We start from the raw sequence: 23,491 nt of genomic DNA on the forward strand, positions 1-23,491 counted from the left end.
CTGATAGAAACAGAAGCCACTGGAGCACCTCAAAAACACCATCATACACTAAATCAGTAAGTTGGCAGCATCACCCAAGCATTTTATCATGCGCAATTTTTCGCCAACGTTTCATCAGGGCATGTTCATTTGCTTGGCTTTATACCGGAGTATGTAAGGATACTGGAGCGGGGATATGTTTCTGACATGCATCGTTTGGAATATGTGCTACGTGATCAGGCTTTGCGCCGTTTAGCTACACTGGCAGAACAGTTGGTTTTGCCTGAAGGGTTTATCCATACCTATGTTTATCTTGGGACTCTTCCGGAAGGGGTGAAGGAACTGGCTGAACAGCAACTGGAAGATGTTATTGTGCTGGGAGCTACTCAGGAATTGGGTTTTGTCGATATGCTACGGCAGTTTAGCGTGCCGCTGTTGCTGATTTAATGACGATAAAAAAGCCTGAGTTCGATGAGGGACGAACTCAGGCGGGTATTAGGTTTTTACAGTAACACGCCGAGGCGCGTTGGCTGATTAGAACTGGTAGACTAAGCCTACAGCAACGATATCATCGGTCGCGATGCCGTTTGCTTTGTAGAAGTCATCATCGTTGTCCAGCAGGTTGATTTTGTAATCAACATAGGTGGACATGTTTTTGTTGAAATAGTAGGTTGCACCGACTTCAACGTATTTAACCAGATCTTTGTTGGTGTAACGCGGGTCGCCGTTGCCGTCATGAGCCCAACCGCCTAAATCCTTACCTTTAGATTGCAGGTAAGCGATGGACGGACGCAGACCGAAGTCGAACTGATACTGAGCTACAACTTCAAAGTTCTGTGTTTTGTTAGCGATAGCATCAGCGTCACCATAACCCGTCATATTACGAGTTTCAGCATACATGGCTGCTAAGTAAACGTTATTAGCGTCGTATTTAGCGCCAACGGTCCATGCTTCAGCTGTTTCACCGCCAGCTGTTATATCATTTCTATCACCGGCACGGGTATTATGAAAATCAGGTTTTGTTTGTTCATCAGTACGGTCAGAATTGGAGTAAGCAGCACCCAGGCTTAAACCGAAGTCAAAGTTATAGGAGGTTGACATACCATAACCATCGCCATTTTCTTTAGACAGTTTACGACCATCGCCGCTACCGGAGCCTTCCTGACCAAAGAAGAAACCCTCCCCGGAGCCTTCATTATTACCCTGATATTGCAGAGCAAAGTTCAGACCATCAACCTGACCGAAGAAGCCATTGTTACGGTAGGTTGCTACACCATTGGTACGGCCGTTCATGAAGTTGTCGGCGCCAGCATAAGTATCGCCACCAAATTCAGGCAGCATATCGGTCCACGCTTCGATATCATACACAACACCGTAGTTACGACCGTAGTCGAAAGTACCGTTCTGATCGAAACCTAAACCAGCGAACGCCAGACGGGTTGCTGAGTTATCACCGTCACCTTCAGTACCATTTGCTTGCAGGTTGTATTCCCACTGACCGTAACCAGTAAACTGGTCAGCGATCTGAGTTTCGCCTTTGAAACCGATACGGGCATATGACATGTCGCCATCAGCGCCCGAGTTGTCAGAAAAATAGTGTAGACCCGCTACTTTTCCGTAGAAATCCAGTTTATTACCATCTTTATTATAGACTTCAGCCGCATTTGCTGCGCCAGCAACTAATAACGCCGGGACCAGCATTGCCAGAACTTTTCTTTTCATTATGTATTCCCTTGTGATTATAATCTTCATGAATATAAAAATAAGTGCCGTTATCCAAAAAAAGCACATTTGGATACTATTCTATGAAGTTTATTTTATTTTAAGAAATACATGTAACAAATGTATTTAAAAGATTTCAAAATGTTTCTAATCTATTTAATATAATTCACGATTATGAGTTAAAACCATAAATATTCATGACATTTATGGTTTTATATCAAATAGTTATTGGTTTTTGATAAGAATGGATTGCGTCAATGATTGTTTCGCTAAAAATCGTGTGTGATCTTGCGCACATTATAAAATGACATAAAAAAAGCCGGCATCATGCCGGCTCAAAAATATAAACAAGACGATAAAAGGCTAATAACGGAGTTATCATGACACAGAAAACAAAAAAGGTATAATTGTATTCCTCGCTGATATATTGAATTAGTGAATTAATAAAACTACGATCAAAGTTAAATAAAATTTTTAATAGCTGTTTTTCCAGTAATTATTGCCATTGAACAAAAATCATCTATTTGTTCAAAAAATGAATGAGACTTGACTGGCTCAACCGATGTGGAAAAATGTGACTTTCATCACATAATAGGATCAGGTCTTAATTTTCCGGGTTATCTCAAAATGGAGCATGGTTCGACAACAATGGAAGAAAGACTCTCTCGCAGCCCTGGCGGCAAACTGGCTTTGTGGGCTTTCTATACATGGTGTGGCTATTTTGTCTGGGTGATGGCGCGTTACATCTGGGTAATGAGTCGGATCCCCGATGCCCCCGTGTCAGGATTTGAAAGTGATTTAGGTTCAACTGCGGGAAAGTGGTTAGGTGCGTTAGTGGGATTTTTATTTATGGCTATGGTCGGGGCATTGTTAGGTGGTATTGCCTGGTACACCCGACCACGGCCTGCGCGAAGCAGACGCTATGAGTAAAAACTGCTAAGGTTGCGCCCCTTTGGCAGCGGAGCGCGTATGAACTTACAACACTGGCAGGCACAATTTGAACGTTGGTTGAAAAACCATCATACACACCAGGACGCGGCTCATGACCTGTGTCATTTTCGTCGCGTCTGGGCGACAGCGCAGAAACTGGCGGCAGATGAAGACGTCGATATGCTGGTCATTTTAACCGCCTGTTATTTTCATGATGTCGTGAGTCTGGCGAAAAATCATCCGCAACGGCAGCGTTCCTCTTTACTGGCGGCAGAAGAAACGCGTCGCATTTTAAGTGCGGAATTTGCTGATTTTCCGTCAGAGAAAATAGACGCCATTTGCCATGCCATCGCGGCACACAGTTTCAGTGCGCAAATTACGCCTTTAACGGTGGAAGCCAAAATCGTGCAGGATGCAGACAGGCTGGAAGCATTAGGTGCGATAGGTCTGGCGCGCGTGTTTGCAGTTTCAGGTTCATTGGGGATGGCGCTATTTGACGGTGAAGATCCGTTCGCGCAACGTCGCCCACTCGATGATAAACGCTACGCGCTGGATCATTTCCAGACGAAGTTGCTGAAGCTACCGCAAACTATGCAAACGGCAAAAGGTAAACTGCTGGCACAACATAACGCCCGTTTTCTGGTGGAGTTTATGGCTAAGCTCAGTGCCGAACTGGCGGGCGAGAATGAAGGTGTGGATCATACGGTGATTGATGCGTTTTCGCCGGTTGACTGACCGCGTAGCCCTAAACAGAAGTAATTATGTTAACCTGTCGGCCATCTCAGATGGCCGGTTAAATCTATGCAGGAAAATATATCAGTAACCGATTCATACAGCACCGGGAATGCCGCACAGGCAATGCTGGAGAAACTGCTGCAAATTTATGATGTAAAAACGCTGGTAGCGCAACTTAATAGCGTGGGAGAAAACCACTGGAGTCCGGCGATTTTAAAACGTGCGCTGGCTAACGACTCGGTGTGGCACCGCTTAAGCGAAAAAGAGTTCGCCCATTTGCAAACGTTGTTACCCAAACCGCCAGCACATCATCCGCATTATACGTTTCGCTTTATCGATCTCTTTGCCGGTATTGGAGGCATCCGTCGCGGTTTTGAATCGATTGGCGGTCAGTGTGTATTTACCAGCGAGTGGAATAAACATGCGGTGCGCACCTACAAAGCTAACCATTATTGCGACCCGGCGACGCATCACTTTAATGAAGATATCCGCGACATCACTCTGAGCCATAAAGAGGGTGTGAGCGATGAAGTGGCGGCAGAACATATTCGTCAGCACATTCCTGAACATGATGTTTTATTGGCCGGTTTTCCTTGCCAGCCGTTTTCACTGGCTGGCGTATCGAAAAAGAACTCACTTGGTCGTGCGCACGGTTTCGCTTGCGATACCCAGGGCACGCTGTTCTTTGATGTAGTGCGTATCATCAATGCCCGTCGTCCGGCGATTTTTGTGCTCGAAAACGTCAAAAACCTGAAAAGCCACGACCAGGGCAAAACATTCCGTATCATCATGCAGACGCTGGATGAACTGGGCTATGACGTGGCCGATGCCGAAGATAATGGCCCGGACGATCCGAAAATCATCGACGGCAAACATTTTCTGCCGCAGCACCGAGAGCGCATCGTGCTGGTGGGCTTTCGTCGCGATCTGAATTTGAAAACAGATTTCACCTTGCGGGATATTAGTGACTGCTATCCGGCACAACGTATTACGCTAGCGCAGTTACTGGACCCGGTTGTCGAAGCAAAATATATCCTGACGCCGGTGCTGTGGAAGTACCTCTATCGCTATGCGAAAAAACATCAGGCGCGCGGTAACGGCTTTGGTTACGGAATGGTTTATCCGGACAACCCGCAGAGTGTTACGCGTACGCTTTCTGCCCGTTATTACAAAGATGGTGCGGAAATTTTAATCGATCGCGGCTGGGATATGGCGACAGGTGAGAAAGACTTTGACGATCCGCAGAATCAGCAACATCGTCCACGTCGGTTAACGCCTCGAGAATGCGCACGCTTGATGGGCTTTGAAGCACCCCATGAAGCAAAATTTCGTATTCCGGTTTCTGACACTCAGGCCTATCGCCAGTTCGGCAACTCGGTGGTAGTACCGGTATTTGCTGCAGTGGCAAAATTGCTTGAGCCAAAAATCAAACAGGCGGTGGCGTTGCGTCAGCAAGAGGTACAACATGGCCGACGTTCACGATAAGGCCACGCGTAGCAAAAACATGCGCGCGATTGCCACGCGCGATACGGCAATCGAGAAACGTCTCGCCAGCTTATTAACCGGGCAGGGGCTGGCGTTTCGTGTTCAGGATGCCAGCCTGCCCGGACGCCCGGATTTTGTCCTCGATGAGTATCGCTGTGTAATATTTACACATGGCTGTTTCTGGCATCATCATCACTGTTATCTGTTTAAAGTGCCTGCTACACGCACTGAGTTCTGGCTGGAGAAGATTGGCAAAAATGTAACGCGTGACAAGCGGGACATTAGCCGCTTACAGGAATCAGGTTGGCGTGTATTGATTGTCTGGGAGTGTGCGTTACGCGGACGGGAGAAATTGACCGATGCGGCGCTTGCCGAGCGTCTGGAAGAGTGGATCTGCGGCGAGGGCGCCAGCGCGCAGATCGACACTCTGGGGATTCATTTACTCGCGTGATCCATCCTGAATGACTGGCGCGACAATCGGTTTTGCCGGGAAGAGATATTTTCCCAACGTGACCAGCACTACTGCGAAGACAATCACGCCCAGCGCCAGCCATTCAATCTTCGACAACGTTTCGCCGCCCAGCCCCGTACCCAGCAAGACCGCGACTACGGGGTTAACGTATGCATAGCTGGTGGCGAGAGCCGGGCTGACATTGCGGATTAAATACATATAAGCATTGATGGCGATGATCGAACCAAACAGCGCCAGATACCCGACCGCAAGGAAGCCCGAAAGAGAAGGGAGCTTCGCCAGTTTTTCACCTGCAATCATCGACGCGATCATTAACACCACTCCAGCCGCCAGCATCTCAATGGCGCCCGCCATCATTCCTACTGGTAGGGTAATGCGCGAGCCATAAACCGAACCAAACGCCCAACTCACAGAACCGATCAAAATCAGAATCGCGCCCCACGGATTGCCGCTTAAATTACCGCCGCTATTGAGCATGATGATTCCGGCAAGCCCAATGGCGATACCCACCCATTCCAGCTTGCGCGTTTTAATGCCAAACAGGCGACTGAAACAGAGAGTAAAGAGAGGTACTGTTGCCACCACCACGGCGGCAATGCCGGAAGGAACATTTTGATGTTCAGCCACCGTTACCATACCGTTACCGACAGCAAGCAGTAATAAACCAATCAACGCGGCATTAAGCAGGGGACGCAGTGGCGGCAATTTGTGCCCACGCAGCAGTAAAAAGGCCATTAATAAAATACCGGCAGCCAGAAACCGCACGCCTGCCATCATTAACGGTGGCCAGCTTTCAACCCCAATCCGAATGACAAAATAGGTTGAGCCCCAAATGATATACAACGCAAACAGCGCGCCAAAAAGCGGTAACAACTGGCGGAAACGCATAATCCCTCACGATGGAAATAAAAAGGCGGTTCATAGTAAACGTGAAAATCATTTCGCTGGCGAGAGATATAATTGTGTTTGATTGTTAAAAAAATGTTGACCTGTGAAGCAAGTATCAGCCGGGCCGATTTTGCTTCATACTTAGCGCGTCAACGATAAAAATGAGAGGGAATGCTTTTGGCCGGGAGTAGTTTACTGACATTGCTCGATGATATCGCCACTTTGCTGGACGATATCTCCGTGATGGGCAAGCTGGCGGCGAAGAAAACCGCTGGTGTATTAGGGGATGACTTGTCGCTCAATGCGCAGCAAGTTTCAGGTGTGCGTGCCAATCGGGAGTTGCCCGTGGTCTGGGGCGTGGCGAAGGGATCGCTTATCAACAAAGTGATTCTGGTGCCGCTGGCGCTGATCATCAGTGCTTTTATCCCGTGGGCGATTACGCCACTGTTGATGATTGGTGGCGCATTTCTCTGCTTTGAAGGGGTAGAGAAGGTGCTGCATATGCTGGAGGCGCGTAAGCACAAAGATGATCCGGCGCAAAGTCAGCAGCGTCTGGAGGCACTGGCGGCGCAAGATCCACTGAAGTTTGAAAAGGACAAAATAAAAGGGGCGATTCGAACCGATTTTATTTTGTCTGCGGAAATCGTTGCCATCACGCTGGGGATTGTGGCGGAAGCGCCGTTGCTTAATCAGGTGCTGGTACTTTCAGGGATCGCACTGGTCGTGACCGTGGGTGTTTATGGTCTGGTGGGTATCATCGTTAAGATTGATGATTTGGGTTACTGGCTGGTGGAAAAATCCAGTACGGTTATGCAAGCGACAGGCAAGGGGTTGTTGATTATTGCCCCCTGGCTGATGAAAGCGTTATCGATAGTCGGTACGTTGGCGATGTTCCTGGTCGGCGGCGGTATTGTGATACATGGCATCGCGCCGCTGCATCATGCGATTGAACATTTCGCCGGGCAGCAGAGTGCGCTGGTCGCAATGATATTACCGACTGTTTTAAATCTGATTCTTGGTTTTATCATCGGTGGTATCGTCGTGTTGGGAGTGAAAACGATAGCGAAATTGCGCGGTCAGGCACATTAATATTCTCATTGGCTATTATGCAAAATTCGCCATTCTCGACTAAGGTGAACAAGTTTCACTCGAAAAAAGGAGGCGAGTATGAGCTTTGTGGTTAGTGAGGAAGTGACGGTCAAAGAAGGCGGCCCGAAGATGATTGTTACTGGGTATTCCAGCGGCATGGTTGAGTGTCGGTGGTATGACGGTTACGGTGTCAAACGGGAAGCCTTTCATGAAACTGAGCTTGTTCCGGGGGAGAGGCGTCGTTCGCCGGAAGAAGCCTGAAAGCGTATAATTAACACCAAGCCGGATAAGGCGTTCACGCCGCATCCGGCTGTTGTGCCAGCGTCTGCATTGAATGCCTGATGCGTCTTATCATGGCAACATTATAAAATTATTGCTGTTTGGCGGTACGTTATCGCCAGGTTATGCCAGAATCATAAGAAAGCAGGTTGGGAGTCGTCAGGGTGCAGCACGAGACAGAAATGGAAAACCAGAGCTGGCTGAAAAAACTCGCGCGCCGCCTGGGGCCTGGTCATGTCGTTAATCTCTGCTTTATTGTGGTGTTGATCTTCTCAACGTTACTTACATGGCGTGAAGTGGTGGTTCTGGAAGATGCCTATATTTCAAGCCAGCGTAACCATCTGGAAAATGTTGCCAACGCGCTTGATAAACAACTGCAATATAACGTTGATAAATTATTGTTTTTACGTAACGGGATCGTGAAGCCCTCGTTGCGCCGCTCGATTTCACTTCTCTGCGCAATGCCGTTACCGAGTTCGAACAACGTCGCGATGAACATGCCTGGCAGATAGAACTCAACAGACGGCGCACCTTGCCAGTAAACGGTGTCTCGGATGCGTTAGTCAGTGAGGGGAGTCTGCTTTCCCGCGAAAATGAATCCCTGGATAATGAAATTACCGCCGCGCTGGAAGTTGGTTACTTACTGCGTCTGGCGCACAACTCCTCATCAATGGTTGAACAAGCGATGTATGTCTCGCGCGCCGGATTTTACGTTTCGACGCAGCCGACGCTATTTATGCGTAATGTGCCTGGGCGTTACTACGAATTTGTCACCCAACCCTGGTTTATCGGTCATTCACAACGAGAAAACCGTCAACGTGCGGTGCGTTGGTTTACCTCTCAGCATGAGCATAACAATGCTACTGAACCACAGGTCACTGTAAGCGTGCCGGTCGATAATAATAATTACTGGTATGGCGTATTGGGGATGAGTATTCCCGTGCGTTCAATGCAGCAATTTTTACAAAATGCTATCGATAAAAATCTCGATGGCGAATATCAACTCTATGACAGCAAACTGAAATTATTGACCTCATCTAACCCGGACCATCCTGGCGAAGATCTCTTTGATCCTCGTGAACTGGCATCACTTGCGCAGGACATTGAACACGATACGCGCGGTGGTATTCGGATGAACAGCCGCTATGTTAGCTGGGAACGGCTGGATCATTTCGATGGCGTATTAGTGCGTATCCATACGCTTAGTGAAGGTGTACGTGGTGATTTTGGCAGCATAAGTATTGCATTAACCCTGCTGTGGGCGCTCTTCACCACCATGCTACTTATCTCCTGGTATGTGATTCGCCAGATGGTAAGCAATATGTTTGTCCTGCAAAGTTCGCTGCAATGGCAAGCGTGGCACGACACCTTAACCCGCATGTATAACCGTGGTGCACTGTTCGAAAAAGCGCGTCCGCTTGCTAAATTGTGCCAGACACACAAAACATCCTTTTTCTGTCATTCAGGTCGACCTTGACCATTTTAAAGCGATTAATGACCGCTTTGGTCACCAGGCAGGCGATCGTGTGTTGTCACATGCCGCCGGATTAATTAGTCGTTCATTGCGAGCCCAGGATGTTGCCGGACGAGTTGGCGGCGAGGAGTTTTGTGTGATTCTGCCGGGCGCTAACCTGGAGCAGGCAAAAGAAGTTGCCGAACGCATTCGTCTGAAGCTGAATGAAAAAGAGATGTTGATTGCCAAGAGCAAAACCATCCGCATTAGTGCTTCGTTGGGGGTGAGCAGCAGCGAGGAAACCGGCGATTATGATTTTGAACAATTACAGTCGCTTGCCGATCGTCGGCTTTATCTCGCTAAACAGGCAGGGCGTAATCGGGTTTTTGCGAGCGATAACGCTTAACGAGCGGTGAAAAAGTGATCCAGTCCTTCGCGCCAGCCTTCCGGTCCTTCTCGCTGCGTTCGCCAGACCCTGGCAGGCTCCTCATTTTGCAGATGAACACCTTCCCGGTTTAGCCCTTTCACAATGACTGCGTAATCCATCACCTCCAGTAAGGGGGCATCATTTGGACCATCGCCTAAGCCGATCGTCGTCGGACGTTCTCCCCCTGATTGTTGATATATTGCGATGATCCAGTTAGCTGCCTGATCTTTTCCGGCAGAGGCATCCAGTACATGCCAGAAGCGAGCGCCTTGTACAAACTGTAACCCCAGCTCGTTCAGGCGGGCGGTAAATTGCGCCATCCGCTCGTCACTGTCGCGCCAGATGAGCGTGACTGAGGCTTCATGTAACTGCGTCAGCGCCGCCTGGCTGCGGCTTAATCCCGTCCATTCCGCAATGGTTGTATCATCGACATCATCAAAGGTGGTGAATTTGAAATGTTCTTTCTCGCGCAGCGTATTCAACACCAGACTGATTTCACTATGGGCAATGCCCGAGATGATCCGGGGATAACCGTCGATATCTTGCCATTGATGATCCAGTTGGATCACCGCGCCGTTTTCGGCAATCATCGGCAACCCTTGTAGCCCCACGTTTTTTTGCAGGTACAGCATTTCCGCTGACGTTTTACTGCTACAGAGAATCACAGGCACGCCTGCTTCCCGTAAACGGTTTAACCAGGGAGCGGCAGGCTGCCAGTCATAACTATGACTATCTAACAGGGTGCCATCGAGATCGGTGAAAATCAGCAGTGGTTGTTGAATTGAAAGCATGGTAGCGCATACTCCCTTTACCAGGATGTTTCTCAAAATAGCACGATTTGTATTTGATCATTTTTCGGGAGCGATCCCGCTCGTAGCAGAGCTCGTAAGGGGTGACGGAAGTCACAGTTCCATTCATTAATGACATTAATCATTCGCGCAAAGAATATTTCCTTGTCAGCGAAAAAAATTGCAGATAAGGTGATGAACACATCAGATTTCCTGGTGTAACGAATTTTTTAAGTGCTTCTTGCTTAAGCAAGTTTGATCCCGACCCCCACAAGGGTCGGGATTTTTTTATGTTGCATTTAGCGGTTCACTTCCGAGACGCTAAAGTCATGGATGTCCAGCTCAAAGGCATCCGCTAATTCACGCCATGTATGATATTCACGCCCATCAACGCTGACGTGCTCAGAATCGCTCTGGCTGCGATGAACTTCGCTTTCGCTAATTTCATTGATCGCCGCCAGCAGGGCATCGACATCGACGCTGACCTCTCGTTTTGCGGTATCGCTGTACTCTTTTGCGGTCTTCATCATCTTTCCTCGCAACCGTTACTCATTTGTTGCTGCCGACCGTTATGTCAGCCTGGCATCTCTTAAGTATAGACCGTCGAGAAAATCAGCACTCGCGTGCGCCCGGCGCTGCCAGAAAAACGAAATTGTTCTACACTGGCACAAAGCCACAGGAGGAAAACGATGAAGGTGAATGATCGGGTAACAGTCAAAACGGATGGCGGTCCGCGTCGTCCTGGCGTGGTACTGGCAGTTGAGGAGTTTAGTGAAGGCACAATGTACCTGGTTTCGCTGGAAGACTACCCGCTCGGCATCTGGTTCTTTAATGAGGCAGGGCATCAGGACGGTATCTTTGTGGAGAAAGCAGAGTAATTTTATTCATTCTGACTGGTGGGAAACCACCAGTCAGAATGTTTTAGCGCATGTTGACAAAAATACCATTAGTCACATTATCCGTCAGTCGGACGACATGATAGATAACCTGTTTATTATGCGTTTTGATCTTACGTTTAATATTGCCTTTATGCGATGAAACGGTCTTGGCTTTGATATTCATTTGGTCGGAGATTTGAATGGTTCCCTGACCTGCCATCCACATTCGCAACATACTCGATTCGGTTCGACTCAATGATAATGTCGGCATATTTAAAACAGTGGCCATCGTTGTCTCTTTTTTCAGAATATCGCCAAGGATATCATCGAGAGATTCCGGTTTAATCGATTTGGAACTGATCAATAAATTTTTTCTGACCAACAGATATTCATCAAAATGAACGTTGGCAATCGCCATAAAAACGATAAATAACGTATTGGGATGTTGATTAATGATGTGCTTGATGCGTTGACTGTTAGAAGTATCGTGGATAAAACAGTCCTCATTAATAAACACCACTGAAGGGCGCTGTGAATCACAAGCGATGGCAAGGTCATCAACGGTTTCGATGTCGTTGATTTCTCTTTTTTTAACCCCTCTACTCAACAGATACCCGGTTAAACCTAGTCGGGTGTAACTACATAAATCCATAATAATCGTTGACATGGCATACCCTCACTCAATGCGTAACGATAATTCCCCTTACCTGAATATTTCATCATGACTAAACGGAACAACATGGGTCACCTAATGCGCCACTCTCGCGATTTTTCAGGCGGACTTACTATCCCGTAAAGTGTTGTATAATTTGCCTGGAATTGTCTTAAAGTAAAGTAAATGTTGCGATATGTGAGTGAGCTTAAAACAAATATTTCGCCACAGGAGTATCCTGGAAGATGTTGTCTGATTTTATTTTTCAGATAATCCTTAGGATAACACGATAAACATTACGGAATCATATTGCTGGAAATTCGCTAATAATGTCCGCCAGTAAATTAAAAATTTCACTAAATAAATGTTCGCAAAATGGAGCAATTAACGGCATTAATGCTGCCATTAATGAAATGCCGACCGTCAGCGTTAATGGAAAACCGATAACGAAAATTGATAGTTGCGGAGCCATACGATTAAGCAATCCCAGCGCCAGATTCAGCGTCAGCAGCAGGGTAATAAGCGGTAATGCCAGCATAAATCCGTTGAGAAAAATCAAACTTCCCGCTTTGGTGAGTGCCAGAAAAGCATTGCTGTTAAGCGGTTCGCCACCAATCGGCAGGGTGTGAAAGGTATCGACCAGCAGCGAAATCAACCATAAATGACCGTTAAATGTCAGGAACAGCAGTAACGCCAGCATATCCATGATGCGCGCTAAGACGGGCATATTGAGATGGCTACCAGGATCCACAAACGTCGCAAATGACAGCCCCATTTGCAGACCGATAATTTCGCCTGCGGTTCGTACAGCGGCAAAGGCAAATTGCATGGTAAAGCCAAGCGCAATGCCAATCAGGATCTGCTGCATTGCCAGCCACAGGGCATTAAACGAAAAAATGGAAACATCGTTGGCAGGTAATGCCGGAGCTATGGCGAACGTGATCATCATTGCGAGACCCAGTTTCACCCGTTTCGGCACGCTGCGTTCGCTCAAAATGGGCGCGGTAGAAATGAGCGCCAGCACGCGCAGTAATGGCCAGAAATACAGGCTTAACCAGGAAAGCCATTGATCGCTCGTCACCTGCAACATAGTACGGGTTACCCGATGATATACGGCAGGTTAGTGAACAAGGTGCGGACGTAATCCAGCAACAGGTTGAGCATCCACGGTCCGGCAATAATAATGGCGATAAATACGGCGATAATTTTCGGAATAAACGACAGCGTCATTTCGTTAATCTGCGTGGCAGCCTGCAAAATGCTGATGATAAGGCCAGTGACCAGCGCCACCAGCAGCAGCGGGGCAGCCAGCGCCAGCGCGACTTTCATCGCTTCTGTCCCCATCATCATGACCGATTCGGGTGTCATTTTGCCTCTCTAGCTGTAAAAGCTCTGCGCCAGCGAACCGACAAGCAATTGCCAGCCATCCACCAGCACAAACAGCATCAGTTTAAAGGGCAGAGCAATGGTGGCGGGTGGAACCATCATCATCCCCAACGCCATCAAAACGCTGGCAATCACCAGATCGATAATCAAAAAAGGAATGAAAATCGTGAAGCCTATCTGGAATGCGGTTTTTAACTCGCTGGTCACGTAGGCCGGGAGCAAAATGCGCATCGGCACAGCCTCCGGTCCCTGCAACGGGCCAGTATTAGCCAGTCTGGCAAACAACCCTAAATCCGCCTCGCGGGTCTGACGCAGCATAAATTCACGCAGCGGCTGCGCTCCTTTTTCCAGCGCCTCCTGCATGGAGATTTTCTCTTCGCTGAATGGCTGGTATGCATCGACATAAATTTTGTCGATCACCGGAGACATAATAAAAAAGGTCAAAAACAGCGCCAGCCCCAGCAATACCTGGTTGGGCGGCGCGGAGGGCGTTCCCAGCGCGTTACGTAATAAACCAAAAACAATGATGATGCGGGTGAAGCTGGTCATCATCAGTAAAATCGCCGGAATAAACGTCAATGAGGTGATGAACACCAGCGTCTGCACCGGGAGCGACCAGCTTTGTCCACCACCAGGTAGCGGCTGGCTGGTGATACCAGGCAGTTGCGCGAACGCGAGGGGCGTAACCAGCCAGAGAAGAACCGGCGCGACAGACAACAAACGACGCATCAGGATCTCCCGCTACGCTTGAGCAAGTTTTTCATGACCGACTGAAAATCGGCCTGTGGTATCTCTTCTGTGGGTGCTGAAGGGGGAAGTTTATGCAGCAAATTGATTTGCCCTGCGGTAACGCCGAGCACCAGCCGCGCATCGTCCACATCGACCACCACGACCCGTTCACGCGTGCCCAGCGAGGCGCTGGCGCTAATTTTCAGACCGTTAATGCCAGTGCGTTTAGGGGCAAATCCCAGCCGTTTTACCAGCCAGGCAGCAGCGAGGATCAGGACAATAATGGCAATCAGTGCGCCACTCACCTGAAGGAGCGGCGCGGTGGAAACTGGCGCAGAAGATTGCACAGTGGCGTGGTTATTCATCACTAACGGCTCAGGCGGCGCATTCGCTCAGACGGGGTAATGATATCGGTGATCCGCACGCCGTATTTATCGGCAACGACCACCACTTCGCCCTGGGCGATTAAATAGCCGTTGATCAGAATATCCAGCGGTTCGCCCGCCAGACCGTCCAGCGCCACGACTGACCCTTGCGTCAGACGCAACAGCTCTTTGATGGTCATACGTGTGCGACCCAGCTCGACGGTCAGCTTAACCGGAATATCCATAATCAGGTCGATATCCTGCAATGTTCCACTGACGTCGCAGCCGCCAAGCTGCTGGAACACGGCTTCAGTCGCGCTTTTGCCGCTTGTTGATTTTTGTTCGCTCAACGCTTCAGCCCACAGATCGTCCATTGCGCCGTTGTTGTAATCGGCCGGATTATTCAAGTCACTCATTTGGGCTGTTCCTCGTTCAGAGAATTCAAAATCGGGTTAATCAAATGTTCTATCCGTAACGCATATTGACCGTTGATGGTGCCGTACTGGCTGGTCAGTACCGGAACGCCGTCAACATGGGCGATGATGCGATCGGGTTTTTCTATCGGCAGGACATCGCCGGGTTTCAGTTTCAAAATCTGCGACAGGCGCAGCGATATATCGGCAAAGTTGGCGACCAGTTCCAGCTGTGAGTGCTGCACCTGACGCACCAGGTTATCGCGCCAGTTCTGATCTTCATTACGCGAGTTTTCCAGCGGCGGGTTAACCAACAATTCCCGTAGCGGCTCGATCATGCTGAATGGCAGGCAGATATTAAATTCGCCGGTCAGGTTGCCAATTTCGACATGAAAAGGCGTGTTAACCACAATGTCGTTCGGCGAGGTGGTGATATTGGTAAATTTCACCTGCATTTCGGAACGCACGTACTCTACTTCCAGCGGATTAATCGCCTTCCAGGCGTCGCTATAGCCTTCAAGTGCCAGCTTCAACATGCGATTAATGACGCGCTGTTCGGTATGCGTAAACTCGCGACCTTCTACTTTGGTCGGGAAGCGACCATCACCGCCAAACAGGTTATCCACGGCGATAAACACCAGACTTGGCGAGAACACCACCAGCCCGGTGCCGCGCAGCGGTTTCAGATGGATAAGGTTCAGGTTGGTCGGCACCGGCAGGTTGCGGGCAAATTCATGATACGGCTGAATGCGGATCGCCCCGACGGTAATGTCCGGGCTACGGCGCAGCAGGTTAAACAGCCCCATGCGGAAATGACGGGCAAAACGCTCATTAATGATTTCCAGCGCCTGCAAACGTTCGCGCACAACCCGTCGTTGGGTATTGGGATCGTACGGACGAATATCACTTTCGCCGCCAGCACTGGTTGTCGGTTCGTCTTTGACCTCGCTGTCGCCATTCAACAGCGCATCAATTTCAGCTTGAGAAAGAATACTATCGCCCATGTCGTTATCGCAGAATAAAAGCGGTATACAGCACGTCGGTGACATCCTGTTTCGGTTGCCCGGCAACGAGCGGGGTGGAGAGTGTGGCTTTAATTGCGGCAATCAGCTTTTGCTTGCCTTCTTCAGTTGCCAGCACGGCGGCATCCTGGCGCGAAAACAGTAACAGCAAGCGACTGCGGACTTCCGGCAAATACTCGCTCAGGCGCGAACGGGTGGCTTCATCTTTCAGTCGCAGTGTTATGCCGATATAAAGCACGCGATCCGCTTCGCCCAGATTGACCGTAAAAGTGTCCAGTGCATAGAAGACAGGTGAGAGTACGACGTGTTGCTGTGCTTTGTCGTCAGTAGCAGCCTGACGCGAATGCCAGTAGCTGTAACCCGCGCTGGCGCAGGCCGCGAGAGTAATGAATACCAGGATCGGGAGCCAAAGCGATCGCTTGCTTTTCTTGCTTATCGCGTAATCAGTCATGTGTTGCGGTCTTCCTGTGTCGCTACTGCTTATCGGCTAATTATCCTGTGTCTTAAGCGCGGCAAAGCGTGGAAAAGACGTGGATTACGGTGCCACCTCTGACGTTAGGCGAAAATATCAACGCCGCTATTGCCTGTTGCACGCCCTTGTAAAGAGGCGGGAACCGGCAGTGCATCGTCATCTTCGACAGCCAGGTGTTCATGGCTTGTTGTGCGCGGACTTTGCTGTTGCTGGGACGCGGCCTGCTGCTGACCGTTAAAACTCTCGCCGCTGATATTGCTCTGTCCTAACTGAATACCGCTTTCTGCCAGTTGTGTGCGCAGTGCTGGCAGAGCCGCCTCCAGTGCCGCGCGAACGTGCTGATGCGGCGAAACCATCTGGATTTGCGCCTGGTTGTCATCCACCTTAAGGGAGATTTGCACCTCGCCTAAATCCTGCGGATGCAAACGCAGCTCGGCACTTTGTTGTCCCTGACGGGTAAACAGCGAAATATGCTGGCTTAATGATTGTTGCCATTCGTGAGAACCCAGCGGTGCACTCAAAACAGGCGCTGCGACGGTGGGCAGTGGCTGCGTCTGGTGCGAAGTGATTAGCGGACTGGCGGCAGCGGTCACCGGCGATGGCGTGCTGATGACTTCCGCTTTACTCTGGGTTTCAGCAATCAGCGGTGTTAATGGCTGAGTTGGAGCGCCAGGGGCATCGTCAGTCTGTGCTGTGGTGAGTTGCGCAGAAGTCAGTTTTGTGAAAAGCGTTGGCTTCTCTGTCGGTAACACGGTTGACGGCGTATTAGTCACTTTGGGTGTATTGTCAAAACCCGGTAACATCGCGAAAAGGGCGCTCAGGCTTGCGGTGACGTCTTCATTAAGATCATCCGCTTTTTCGTCTTTTGTCGTATTTTTGTCAGCCGCAGCCAGCGTCATCGCCTGAGCGGCGGTTAACGGTGTTGATGTGGCGTGTTCGTCATTAACGACTGGCGGTGTATCATCCACAGGGAGCAGTAAATCCGTTTGTTGCGCATCGGAAAGAATATCACTCACCAGCGGTTCGCCTTTTGTGGCAGTTTTATTTGTTGCCACCAGCAATTGGATCGCAGCTTTGTCGGTTGTTGTATCGTCTGCTAATGCCCCGCTCAACAATGCGAGAAAATCTTGAGCGACATCACTGGCTTTGCCGCCGGGCAATGCGGAGGTGTCAACGTCAGCGGTAATCAAGGGCGCTAAGCGAATCATTCTGGTTTCCTCATGGCGGCGCGCTGGGCGAACTCATCCATCTTTTTCTGATCGAGGCGGTTTTCTGCCAGTAGCGCCGCCGTGGATTGCCGTTCCTGTAGTGTCTGCCAGGCCTGCAAACGTTGTTTTTTCTCCCGCCAGTTATTCAGGGCAACATCAACTTTTTGTGTCCACTGCGTGAGTTGCTGGTGATGCTGGGTAATGGCTTTTTCCAGCGTCTGAATAAACTGCTGATAGTTGATCCAGCGGTTGCTGGTCATCCCGGCACTCATATCGCTATTCAGGTTGTTTCGATATTCATTCTGATAATCGATCAGCATTTTGAGTTGTTCTTCTGCCTGCTGACATCCGCGACGCATTTCACCCAACAGACGTGCGGCGTTATCCACCTCTTTTTCTGCCAGATCTTTCAGGGTCGCCAGTGCGCCATGTTCTGCCATCTGCTGTTATCTCCTGCGTAGTCACACTGTCGGAAAAATACGTTCCAGCCCCTGAAGAGAGTCTTCCCAGTCCGCGCGTTCAAAAATACCTTGTTGCAAATAGCCCTCCAGCTGCGGCCACAGGGCGATGGCTTTATCGAGCATTGGATCGCTGCCTTTGGCGTAAGCGCCGACACTGACCAGATCGCGATTACGCTGAAAGCTCGACAACAACTGTTTGAATGTGCGCACTCGCGCATAATGTTGCTCGCTGATTAACGCCGTCATTGCACGGCTGATCGACGCTTCAATATCGATAGCTGGATAGTGCCCGGCTTCCGCCAGTCGGCGAGACAGCACAATGTGACCGTCGAGGATTGCCCGCGCGGAGTCAGCAATCGGATCCTGCTGGTCATCGCCTTCGGTGAGCACGGTATAAAACGCGGTAATCGAGCCGCCGCCGCTGATGCCGTTTCCGGCACGCTCGACCAGTGCTGGCAATTTGGCGAACACCGACGGCGGATAACCTTTAGTGGCTGGCGGTTCGCCAATCGCCAGCGCAATCTCACGCTGAGCCATCGCGTAGCGGGTGAGGGAGTCCATAATCAGCAACACATGCTGACCACGATCGCGAAAATCCTCGGCAATGCGCGTGGCATAGGCGGCACCCTGCATTCGCAGAAGTGGGGAAACATCTGCCGGTGCGGCAATCACCACTGAGCGTGCACGTCCTTCAGCACCGAGGATATTCTCAATAAAATCTTTTACTTCGCGCCCACGCTCGCCAATCAAACCCACGACAATCACATCGGCGCGGGTGTAACGTGCCATCATTCCCAGCAGCACACTTTTACCGACGCCGGAACCGGCAAACAGCCCCATACGCTGCCCGCGCCCGACGGTAAGCAGGGCATTGATAGGACGCACGCCCGTGTCCAGCACATGTTCAATCGGTGTGCGTTGTAACGGGTTAAACGGCGGGGTAATCAGCGCACCGGTTTCAGTCGTATCGGGGGAGGGGAGGCCATCGAGCGGTTTACCGCTGCCGTCCAGAACGCGACCTAATAACGCCGAACCGAGCGGCAACTGTTTGCCGCTTTGCAGGCCATCGCCGGAGATATTTTTGGCATAAACGCGTGCGCCGGGCAGGACACCTTCCACTTCCTCCAGTGGCATTAAAAACAGTCGTTGACCATTAAAGCCAACCACTTCGCTTTCTACTTCGTGAGTTTCAGTGCCGTTCTGGCGTTCAATCACACAGGTTGCGCCGAGCGGCAATTGCAATCCGGTAGCTTCCAGCACCAGCCCGGTGGCGCGGGTTAATCGCCCGTAGCGACGCACCGCAGGCAACTGCGCCATTTTGGCTTCAAAGTTGTCCAGTGTGGTTAGCCAGCGTGTCAGGCGCGTGGTCATTACACTACTCCCGGCGCTGCCAGACGGCAGAGTTCTTGCCAGCGAGTGGCGACACTGGCGTCGAGATCGCCTTCATCGGCGGAGACTTTGCAGCCGCCGGGATGGAGTGTCGGATCGCCCCGCAAGCGCCAGCCATGCAAACCTAAGGTTGCGCCGAGCATTTCATCGATGCGTTGCAGATCGTCCGGGTGTACGCGCAGCTGCGGTTTGCCGCTGAATAACGGTTCTTGCTGTAACAACTGCTGGATCTGCTTAATCAACGCCGCATTGTCCACCGTTGGCGTCTGACCGATCACCTGACGCGCCGCCTCCAGCGCCATCTGCATCAGGCGCGAAGCAATCACACTATCAAGCGCATCAAGCGTGGTTTGAAATTCGCTGACCAGTTGCTGCATCCGGGCATGAATCGGCGCTTGCTGGGATTTTGCTTGCGCCAGTCCTTGTTCCAGCCCCTGAGCGATTCCTTCCTGATAGCCTTGTTCGTGGCCTTGCTGGCGACCTTCGGTAATTCCCGCCTGATAACCTTGCTCATGGGCCTGCATTTGCAGTTGCGCCAGTTGTTGCTCAAGGTTGGGTTCGGCCTCTTCAGGAATGCTCTCTTCTGGCTCGACCATGGGTACAAACACCGCCTGCGGCGGCGCAAGATCGTCCGGTGTCCAGGTTTTCCACGGCAGATTATCAGACATAGGTATCCTCGCCGCTGCCAATCACAATCTCGCCGGTTTCGGCAAGACGGCGAACAATCAGCAGAATCGCTTTCTGTTCGTTCTCGACCTGCGACAGACGCACCGGACCACGATTGGCGAGATCGTCGCGCAGAATATCGGCGGCACGCTGCGACATATTGCGCAGGAATTTCTCGCGCAGTGGCTGCTCGGCACCTTTCAGGGCGATCAGCAGCGATTCTGAATCCACTTCCTGCAACAGGCGCTGGATGCTGCGATCATCGACATCCACCAGATTTTCGAACAGGAACATCTCGTCGATGATCTTCTGCGCCAGCTCACCGTCAAATTCACGCACGGCGGTAATAACCGCTTCTTCCTGCTGGGTTTTCATCAGGTTGATAATCTCGGCTGCCGTTCTCACGCCGCCCATTTTGCTGCGTTTGAGATTCTGACCGTCGAGAAGGCCATTGAGTACTTCGGTCAGTTCCGCCAGCGCGGCAGGCTGTACGCCGCCAAAGGTCGCAATACGCAACATCACGTCGTGGCGCAGACGTTCATCGAACAACGCCAGAATATCAGCGGCCTGGGCGCGCTTCAGATGCACCAGAATGGTGGCGATAATCTGCGGATGCTCATCGCGGATCAGATCGGCGGCGCTCTGCGGTTCCATAAAGTTGAGTGTCTCAATACCACTGGCGGTATCGCGGGTTTCGAGGATATCTTCCAGCAGGCTGGCGGCACGCTCTTCACCAAGGGCTTTGACCAGCACCGAACGTAGGTAATCGTTGGCGTTGATATTCAGCGCCGCGAACTGTTCAGCTTCTTGCTCAAACTCTGCCAGCACATCCGTTAACTGCTTATTGGAGATCTGCGTGACGTTTGCCATCGCCGCACTCAGGGTTTGCACTTCGCGCTGGGAGAGGTGTTTGAATACCTCAGCCGCCCGGTCTTCGCCAATGGTCATTAGCAGGATGACGCTCTTTTCGGTGCCTGTCAGGTTACTCATGATCGTTGTTTATCCACTGGCGAATGACCAGCGCCACCACGCGCGGATCGTTATCAGACATGTCACGGATACGCTGGCTCATTACTTCAGCTCCCAGACGTTGGTTAGTGCGGCGTTGCTGTAGTTGTTCGTCTTTGCTCAGGCGGACTTCTACCGCATCTTCCTCTTCCGCGCGGCTCTGTGCCTGTTGCTGTACAGCTTTCATCGTCTCGGCGCGACGTGTTAGCTGTGGGCGTACCGCTTTACGCCACAGCAGCCACGCCACCAGCAGCACCAGCAACCAGCGCCCGGCAGCCAGCAACTGATCGATAAATGCCTGCTGTTGCCAGAATGGTAGTTCTCCACCGCTTTCGTCAGTGCTATTGAATGGCGAGTTGACGACATTGAGCGAGTCGCCGCGTTTTTCCGAAAAGCCCATCGCTTCGCGGGTCAGATCTTCAATCTGCTTCATCTGTTCGGTGCTGAGAGGCAACGGTTTGCCATCTGGCAACGTTTTGTAATTCACCACTACCGCAACGGATAAGCGTTGCACATCGCCCACGTTCATCTTGGTATGACGAATGGTGCGATCGACTTCGTAGTTACTGGTTTCATTACGCTGCGTGCTACGCGGTCCACTATTGCTGGTGGTGCTCGCCTGCTGCTGGCGATTATTTTGATTTGCCGGAGGCGTACTGATTGGTGCGTTATTCGCAGGCGCTGGCTGATTCGACAACGCACCCGGTACGCCGCCCGGATAACCGGAACCGCTTTGCTCGCTCTCATTAAGCTGGCGTGAGCGGAGCGCCGCCTGTGATTCGTTGCCGTTAGGGCGATACTGTTCTTCTGTTTGCTCTTTACTGGCGAAGTCCAGTTGTGCCGTTACCTGGGCGTGAATATTGCCGTTGCCGACAATAGGCGACAGGATCGCTTCAATACGCCGCTGAATGCGTCCTTCGACATCGCTGGCATATTTCAACTGGACGTCATTAAGGTCACGCCCGCTGGTGTTGGATTGGGTTAACAGATGTCCGCCCTGATCCACCAGCGTGACATTTCCTGGTGGTAGACCGGCAACCGCGCTGGAAACCAGATGTACAATGGCGCTAATTTGCCCTTCATCCAGCGCGCGGCCTGGCAACAAATTTACCGTCACTGATGCCGAAGGAGATTTTTGTTCACGAACAAATAAAGAGGGTTTTGGCATCGCCAGATGCACGCGCGCCCCTTTTACCGGGCCAATAGTTTCGATGGTACGGGAAAGCTCGCCTTCCAGCGCCCGCTGATAATTCACCTGTTCACTGAACTGGCTGATGCCAAATTTTTCCTGATCGAGCAGTTCAAATCCAACTGCACCGCCTTTAGGTAAGCCTTGCTGCGCCAGACGCAGACGCAGCTCGTGAACTTTATCGGCCGGAACTTCAATCGCGCCGCTGGCTTCGCTGAAGCGGTAAGGAATATTCATTTGCGTCAGTTGGCTGACGATTGCGCCACCATCCTGATCGGAAAGATTGCTGAATAACGTGCGGTAATCAGGGGCTTTTGCCCACAGAATTAACGCGACTATCACTGCCACCGCAGCGGAACCAGCAACAATCAGGGGAATTCTCGGATTCGCGCGCAGGCGATTGAGCCACTCAAGAGATTTTGTCTGGGCTGCGGTCGTATTCATCGCGCACCTCGCGGCAGATGATAGACGGCGGTATTGGCAAAGTGGAACAAGACGCACTCCCGGGTCAGCACACTCGAAAAATTAACGGCCTCATTATTTGTGGTTTTATTTTTTTCTATGCGCCAATTAACCCGTTTTTTTATCGTTATTTAACGCCTTTATCTTATTGACTTGCTGATAGGCTCTGCTACCAGAAACTATTTGGGAGATGAGTATGTCAGCCATACAAGGGATCGAAGGGGTTATCAGCCAGTTACAGGCCACGGCAATGAGTGCGCGTGTCCAGCAGCCACTGTCGCAACCCACAATCAGTTTTGCCGGACAGCTTCATGCCGCGCTCGATCGCATAAGCGATACGCAAACCGCCGCGCGCACGCAGGCAGAAAAATTCACCCTCGGCGAACCCGGCGTGGCGCTAAACGATGTGATGGCCGATATGCAAAAAGCGTCGGTTTCGATGCAAATGGGGATTCAGGTGCGTAATAAGCTGGTGGCAGCATACCAGGAAGTGATGTCCATGCAGGTGTAGGTTTTAACTTGTTGACTGTGCTTGTTTAATGACATCCGATCCCACAGCGTGGGGCATGGATGGGGCAAACGCACCCAATTTCTGATACCTGCTCCTGATTGTTTTCTGCCATCCACAACGCTTTGCACTGGATACAATCCAGACTCTCTTTTCCCGTGCTGCCGATCTTTTGTATTCCGCGTTTGAATGCGTGAAGGTAAAGTTCGTAAGTTAGCGATGGATTAGATAGTGAAAAGAAACGCGGCTGTCGGATTGGAGCCGCGGGACAAGGCCAAAAATTTTCCAAGAGTTGTTGAATTTCCCAGCTTTTTTGGAAGCGCATGTATCTTACTAATAACTAAAAAAGGTTTAAACCATAAAATTAATCGTATTTTCAGGTAACACTTACCGATATATCCCCACACTATTCAGACGGTTAAAGCAGCAAGTATTT

Annotated in this window: 27 protein-coding genes and 1 pseudogene; 10 read left to right on the forward strand and 18 right to left on the reverse strand. The window is 50.7% G+C overall.

Annotated features, from left to right (window positions below):
- Window positions 1–186: 186 nt before the first annotated feature.
- Complete coding sequence (locus tag FC814_RS16335) at window positions 187–426, forward strand: hypothetical protein (protein ID WP_000554889.1); 240 nt, start codon at window positions 187–189, stop codon at window positions 424–426.
- Window positions 427–513: 87 nt separating this feature from the next.
- On the opposite strand, the gene ompC is transcribed toward FC814_RS16335, so the two are convergent.
- Window positions 514–1,701, reverse strand: a complete 1,188-nt coding sequence (ompC, locus tag FC814_RS16340; RefSeq protein ID WP_137326191.1) for a porin OmpC — start codon at window positions 1,699–1,701, stop codon at window positions 514–516.
- A gap of 648 nt (window positions 1,702–2,349) precedes the next feature.
- Here ompC and drpB point away from each other — a divergent pair.
- The 4 genes from drpB to vsr all read left to right on the forward strand — a co-directional run bounded on the left by drpB (window position 2,350) and on the right by vsr (window position 5,302).
- On the forward strand, window positions 2,350–2,631 hold the full coding sequence (gene drpB / locus FC814_RS16350) for a cell division protein DrpB (protein ID WP_016158467.1): 282 nt from the start codon (window positions 2,350–2,352) through the stop codon (window positions 2,629–2,631).
- 39 nt (window positions 2,632–2,670) lie between these two features.
- Window positions 2,671–3,366, forward strand: a complete 696-nt coding sequence (locus tag FC814_RS16355) for a phosphohydrolase (RefSeq protein ID WP_001053189.1) — start codon at window positions 2,671–2,673, stop codon at window positions 3,364–3,366.
- A gap of 66 nt (window positions 3,367–3,432) precedes the next feature.
- Window positions 3,433–4,851: a DNA-cytosine methyltransferase gene (gene dcm / locus FC814_RS16360; protein WP_001157280.1), complete on the forward strand. Its 1,419-nt coding sequence runs from the start codon at window positions 3,433–3,435 to the stop codon at window positions 4,849–4,851.
- Complete coding sequence (gene vsr / locus FC814_RS16365) at window positions 4,832–5,302, forward strand: VSPR family DNA mismatch endonuclease (RefSeq protein WP_000785993.1); 471 nt, start codon at window positions 4,832–4,834, stop codon at window positions 5,300–5,302. Before dcm ends, vsr begins: the two co-directional genes overlap by 20 nt.
- On the opposite strand, the gene yedA is transcribed toward vsr, so the two are convergent.
- Window positions 5,291–6,211 (reverse strand): drug/metabolite exporter YedA, encoded by a 921-nt coding sequence (gene yedA, locus FC814_RS16370; RefSeq protein ID WP_001212251.1) that lies wholly within the window; start codon window positions 6,209–6,211, stop codon window positions 5,291–5,293. The two genes, vsr and yedA, sit on opposite strands and share 12 nt — an antisense overlap.
- A gap of 171 nt (window positions 6,212–6,382) precedes the next feature.
- On the opposite strand from yedA, the gene FC814_RS16375 reads away from it, so the two are divergent.
- The 3 genes and pseudogenes from FC814_RS16375 to dgcQ all read left to right on the forward strand — a co-directional run bounded on the left by FC814_RS16375 (window position 6,383) and on the right by dgcQ (window position 9,438).
- The gene (locus FC814_RS16375) at window positions 6,383–7,300 is read left to right on the forward strand and encodes a DUF808 domain-containing protein (protein ID WP_000922671.1); all 918 of its coding nucleotides are present in this window, start codon (window positions 6,383–6,385) and stop codon (window positions 7,298–7,300) included.
- Between the two features lie 78 nt (window positions 7,301–7,378).
- The gene (locus FC814_RS16380) at window positions 7,379–7,561 is read left to right on the forward strand and encodes a YodC family protein (RefSeq protein ID WP_032225582.1); all 183 of its coding nucleotides are present in this window, start codon (window positions 7,379–7,381) and stop codon (window positions 7,559–7,561) included.
- A 182-nt stretch (window positions 7,562–7,743) separates the two neighbouring features.
- A pseudogene (dgcQ, locus tag FC814_RS22875) lies at window positions 7,744–9,438 on the forward strand (cellulose biosynthesis regulator diguanylate cyclase DgcQ).
- On the opposite strand, the gene FC814_RS16395 reads toward dgcQ, so the two are convergent.
- Window positions 9,435–10,250: a mannosyl-3-phosphoglycerate phosphatase-related protein gene (locus tag FC814_RS16395; protein WP_085460818.1), complete on the reverse strand. Its 816-nt coding sequence runs from the start codon at window positions 10,248–10,250 to the stop codon at window positions 9,435–9,437. The pseudogene dgcQ and the gene FC814_RS16395 overlap by 4 nt on opposite strands.
- 296 nt (window positions 10,251–10,546) lie before the next feature.
- The gene (gene yodD / locus FC814_RS16400; protein WP_010346997.1) at window positions 10,547–10,774 is read right to left on the reverse strand and encodes a peroxide/acid resistance protein YodD; all 228 of its coding nucleotides are present in this window, start codon (window positions 10,772–10,774) and stop codon (window positions 10,547–10,549) included.
- A gap of 162 nt (window positions 10,775–10,936) precedes the next feature.
- On the opposite strand from yodD, the gene dsrB reads away from it, so the two are divergent.
- Window positions 10,937–11,125 (forward strand): protein DsrB, encoded by a 189-nt coding sequence (gene dsrB / locus FC814_RS16410; RefSeq protein WP_000867217.1) that lies wholly within the window; start codon window positions 10,937–10,939, stop codon window positions 11,123–11,125.
- A gap of 43 nt (window positions 11,126–11,168) precedes the next feature.
- Here dsrB and rcsA read toward each other — a convergent pair whose 3' ends face one another.
- The 14 genes from rcsA to fliF all read right to left on the reverse strand — a co-directional run bounded on the left by rcsA (window position 11,169) and on the right by fliF (window position 22,529).
- A complete protein-coding gene (gene rcsA / locus FC814_RS16415; RefSeq protein ID WP_000104005.1) occupies window positions 11,169–11,792 on the reverse strand; it encodes a transcriptional regulator RcsA in 624 nt (207 codons plus the stop codon).
- 289 nt (window positions 11,793–12,081) lie between these two features.
- Window positions 12,082–12,867 carry a flagellar biosynthetic protein FliR gene (gene fliR, locus FC814_RS16420; protein ID WP_000942311.1) on the reverse strand — a complete coding sequence of 262 codons (786 nt, stop codon included), beginning with the start codon at window positions 12,865–12,867 and terminating at the stop codon, window positions 12,082–12,084.
- An 8-nt stretch (window positions 12,868–12,875) separates the two neighbouring features.
- Entirely contained in the window at window positions 12,876–13,145 is a 270-nt protein-coding gene (gene fliQ, locus FC814_RS16425) for a flagellar biosynthesis protein FliQ (RefSeq protein ID WP_000187358.1), read from the reverse strand.
- A 9-nt stretch (window positions 13,146–13,154) separates the two neighbouring features.
- Window positions 13,155–13,892, reverse strand: a complete 738-nt coding sequence (fliP, locus tag FC814_RS16430) for a flagellar type III secretion system pore protein FliP (RefSeq protein ID WP_001253450.1) — start codon at window positions 13,890–13,892, stop codon at window positions 13,155–13,157.
- Window positions 13,892–14,257: a flagellar biosynthetic protein FliO gene (fliO, locus tag FC814_RS16435; protein ID WP_137326196.1), complete on the reverse strand. Its 366-nt coding sequence runs from the start codon at window positions 14,255–14,257 to the stop codon at window positions 13,892–13,894. The genes fliP and fliO overlap by 1 nt, the downstream gene beginning before the upstream one ends.
- Window positions 14,258–14,259: 2 nt before the next feature.
- Window positions 14,260–14,673, reverse strand: coding sequence for a flagellar motor switch protein FliN (gene fliN / locus FC814_RS16440; RefSeq protein ID WP_137326192.1), 414 nt, complete (start codon window positions 14,671–14,673; stop codon window positions 14,260–14,262).
- Entirely contained in the window at window positions 14,670–15,674 is a 1,005-nt protein-coding gene (fliM, locus tag FC814_RS16445) for a flagellar motor switch protein FliM (protein ID WP_010346990.1), read from the reverse strand. The genes fliN and fliM overlap by 4 nt, the downstream gene beginning before the upstream one ends.
- 4 nt (window positions 15,675–15,678) lie before the next feature.
- A complete protein-coding gene (gene fliL / locus FC814_RS16450) occupies window positions 15,679–16,143 on the reverse strand; it encodes a flagellar basal body-associated protein FliL (protein ID WP_000133127.1) in 465 nt (154 codons plus the stop codon).
- Between the two features lie 104 nt (window positions 16,144–16,247).
- Window positions 16,248–17,372: a flagellar hook-length control protein FliK gene (locus FC814_RS16455; protein ID WP_137326193.1), complete on the reverse strand. Its 1,125-nt coding sequence runs from the start codon at window positions 17,370–17,372 to the stop codon at window positions 16,248–16,250.
- The gene (fliJ, locus tag FC814_RS16460; RefSeq protein ID WP_000807573.1) at window positions 17,369–17,812 is read right to left on the reverse strand and encodes a flagellar export protein FliJ; all 444 of its coding nucleotides are present in this window, start codon (window positions 17,810–17,812) and stop codon (window positions 17,369–17,371) included. The genes FC814_RS16455 and fliJ overlap by 4 nt, the downstream gene beginning before the upstream one ends.
- Window positions 17,813–17,833: 21 nt before the next feature.
- Entirely contained in the window at window positions 17,834–19,204 is a 1,371-nt protein-coding gene (gene fliI, locus FC814_RS16465; protein WP_000213313.1) for a flagellar protein export ATPase FliI, read from the reverse strand.
- On the reverse strand, window positions 19,204–19,890 hold the full coding sequence (gene fliH, locus FC814_RS16470; protein ID WP_085460816.1) for a flagellar assembly protein FliH: 687 nt from the start codon (window positions 19,888–19,890) through the stop codon (window positions 19,204–19,206). Before fliH ends, fliI begins: the two co-directional genes overlap by 1 nt.
- Window positions 19,883–20,878 (reverse strand): flagellar motor switch protein FliG, encoded by a 996-nt coding sequence (fliG, locus tag FC814_RS16475; protein ID WP_085460815.1) that lies wholly within the window; start codon window positions 20,876–20,878, stop codon window positions 19,883–19,885. The genes fliH and fliG overlap by 8 nt, the downstream gene beginning before the upstream one ends.
- Entirely contained in the window at window positions 20,871–22,529 is a 1,659-nt protein-coding gene (fliF, locus tag FC814_RS16480) for a flagellar basal-body MS-ring/collar protein FliF (protein ID WP_001098223.1), read from the reverse strand. The genes fliG and fliF overlap by 8 nt, the downstream gene beginning before the upstream one ends.
- A gap of 214 nt (window positions 22,530–22,743) precedes the next feature.
- On the opposite strand from fliF, the gene fliE reads away from it, so the two are divergent.
- On the forward strand, window positions 22,744–23,058 hold the full coding sequence (gene fliE, locus FC814_RS16485) for a flagellar hook-basal body complex protein FliE (RefSeq protein WP_024165182.1): 315 nt from the start codon (window positions 22,744–22,746) through the stop codon (window positions 23,056–23,058).
- Window positions 23,059–23,491: the final 433 nt, after the last annotated feature.

The sequence above is a fragment of the Escherichia sp. MR genome (genome assembly GCF_005280595.1).
Classification (GTDB): Bacteria; Pseudomonadota; Gammaproteobacteria; order Enterobacterales; family Enterobacteriaceae; genus Escherichia; species Escherichia ruysiae.

Bases quoted from the DNA above. Each gene is read 5' to 3' on its own strand.
- yedA (WP_001212251.1), bottom strand. From the start codon at position 6,211: ATGCGTTTCCGCCAGTTGTTACCGCTTTTTGGCGCGCTGTTTGCGTTG.
- FC814_RS16355 (WP_001053189.1), top strand. From the start codon at position 2,671: ATGAACTTACAACACTGGCAGGCACAATTTGAACGTTGGTTGAAAAAC.
- FC814_RS16380 (WP_032225582.1), top strand. From the start codon at position 7,379: ATGAGCTTTGTGGTTAGTGAGGAAGTGACGGTCAAAGAAGGCGGCCCG.
- fliM (WP_010346990.1), bottom strand. From the start codon at position 15,674: ATGGGCGATAGTATTCTTTCTCAAGCTGAAATTGATGCGCTGTTGAAT.
- vsr (WP_000785993.1), top strand. From the start codon at position 4,832: ATGGCCGACGTTCACGATAAGGCCACGCGTAGCAAAAACATGCGCGCG.
- dsrB (WP_000867217.1), top strand. From the start codon at position 10,937: ATGAAGGTGAATGATCGGGTAACAGTCAAAACGGATGGCGGTCCGCGT.
- fliQ (WP_000187358.1), bottom strand. From the start codon at position 13,145: ATGACACCCGAATCGGTCATGATGATGGGGACAGAAGCGATGAAAGTC.
- fliF (WP_001098223.1), bottom strand. From the start codon at position 22,529: ATGAATACGACCGCAGCCCAGACAAAATCTCTTGAGTGGCTCAATCGC.
- drpB (WP_016158467.1), top strand. From the start codon at position 2,350: ATGGAAGAAAGACTCTCTCGCAGCCCTGGCGGCAAACTGGCTTTGTGG.
- fliO (WP_137326196.1), bottom strand. From the start codon at position 14,257: ATGAATAACCACGCCACTGTGCAATCTTCTGCGCCAGTTTCCACCGCG.
- fliR (WP_000942311.1), bottom strand. From the start codon at position 12,867: ATGTTGCAGGTGACGAGCGATCAATGGCTTTCCTGGTTAAGCCTGTAT.
- ompC (WP_137326191.1), bottom strand. From the start codon at position 1,701: ATGAAAAGAAAAGTTCTGGCAATGCTGGTCCCGGCGTTATTAGTTGCT.
- FC814_RS16375 (WP_000922671.1), top strand. From the start codon at position 6,383: ATGCTTTTGGCCGGGAGTAGTTTACTGACATTGCTCGATGATATCGCC.
- fliE (WP_024165182.1), top strand. From the start codon at position 22,744: ATGTCAGCCATACAAGGGATCGAAGGGGTTATCAGCCAGTTACAGGCC.
- fliN (WP_137326192.1), bottom strand. From the start codon at position 14,673: ATGAGTGACTTGAATAATCCGGCCGATTACAACAACGGCGCAATGGAC.
- fliG (WP_085460815.1), bottom strand. From the start codon at position 20,878: ATGAGTAACCTGACAGGCACCGAAAAGAGCGTCATCCTGCTAATGACC.
- fliH (WP_085460816.1), bottom strand. From the start codon at position 19,890: ATGTCTGATAATCTGCCGTGGAAAACCTGGACACCGGACGATCTTGCG.
- FC814_RS16455 (WP_137326193.1), bottom strand. From the start codon at position 17,372: ATGATTCGCTTAGCGCCCTTGATTACCGCTGACGTTGACACCTCCGCA.
- fliI (WP_000213313.1), bottom strand. From the start codon at position 19,204: ATGACCACGCGCCTGACACGCTGGCTAACCACACTGGACAACTTTGAA.
- dcm (WP_001157280.1), top strand. From the start codon at position 3,433: ATGCAGGAAAATATATCAGTAACCGATTCATACAGCACCGGGAATGCC.
- fliJ (WP_000807573.1), bottom strand. From the start codon at position 17,812: ATGGCAGAACATGGCGCACTGGCGACCCTGAAAGATCTGGCAGAAAAA.
- fliL (WP_000133127.1), bottom strand. From the start codon at position 16,143: ATGACTGATTACGCGATAAGCAAGAAAAGCAAGCGATCGCTTTGGCTC.
- FC814_RS16395 (WP_085460818.1), bottom strand. From the start codon at position 10,250: ATGCTTTCAATTCAACAACCACTGCTGATTTTCACCGATCTCGATGGC.
- FC814_RS16335 (WP_000554889.1), top strand. From the start codon at position 187: ATGCATCGTTTGGAATATGTGCTACGTGATCAGGCTTTGCGCCGTTTA.
- rcsA (WP_000104005.1), bottom strand. From the start codon at position 11,792: ATGTCAACGATTATTATGGATTTATGTAGTTACACCCGACTAGGTTTA.
- yodD (WP_010346997.1), bottom strand. From the start codon at position 10,774: ATGAAGACCGCAAAAGAGTACAGCGATACCGCAAAACGAGAGGTCAGC.
- fliP (WP_001253450.1), bottom strand. From the start codon at position 13,892: ATGCGTCGTTTGTTGTCTGTCGCGCCGGTTCTTCTCTGGCTGGTTACG.